Below are 624 nucleotides of genomic sequence, written 5' to 3'. Positions count from 1 at the left end.
AACGCTCCATTGCTTCTGGGTCATTGAGCACTTCAGGCGTCACAGTGATGCCGCCCGCACGTGAACGTGCTTCCGCCACTTGGGTGAACACCTCTTGCTCTTGTTCAGCATACTGCTGTACGACTTTGACCAAGTTTGGCACCAAATCGCTGCGGCGCTGATATTGGTTGACCACTTCTGACCATGAAGCTGTTACTTGCTCGTCTTGCGCCTGAAGATTATTATAACCACAGCCACTCAGACCGACAGTAGACGTCGTTAATAGTGCTGCTAGCAACATCGGCTTCATAATAGATTTACGCGTCATCGTTGTTTCTCCTAATAATGATAAATAACAAATATCTGGTAACACGTTTTTCAATAATTTTTTTGCGCTTATGCCTTCATCATCATCTAACGGTCATATGCGTTCTATATTTTGTATAAAGGCACGCGCTTGTAGCTTTTGTATCTACAGATACAACATGAAAAACTACTCATGCATATTGCTCAATCTTATAAGCTACAAGATATACTGCTCATAATGGCGCTATCATGACGCTTTTACAATTGACCGTTACCAAAACACAACCGCAACTTTCGACTGCTATTTTGTTTTAAAAGCATTCATTTGAGCCAAATATT

Annotated in this window: 1 protein-coding gene; it reads right to left on the bottom strand. The window is 41.8% G+C overall.

All coding sequences use genetic code 11. The features are described from left to right. Window positions 1-307: LemA family protein (locus ACS8FC_RS18795; protein ID WP_439297906.1), on the bottom strand; the 307-nt coding region annotated here is incomplete at its 3' end. Between the last annotated feature and the right edge of the window lie 317 nt (window positions 308-624).

It is taken from the genome of Psychrobacter sp. 1Y4, assembly GCF_051847555.1.
The sequence above is the reverse complement of the archived record's forward strand: the minus strand, read 5'-3'. Positions and strand labels throughout refer to the sequence as shown.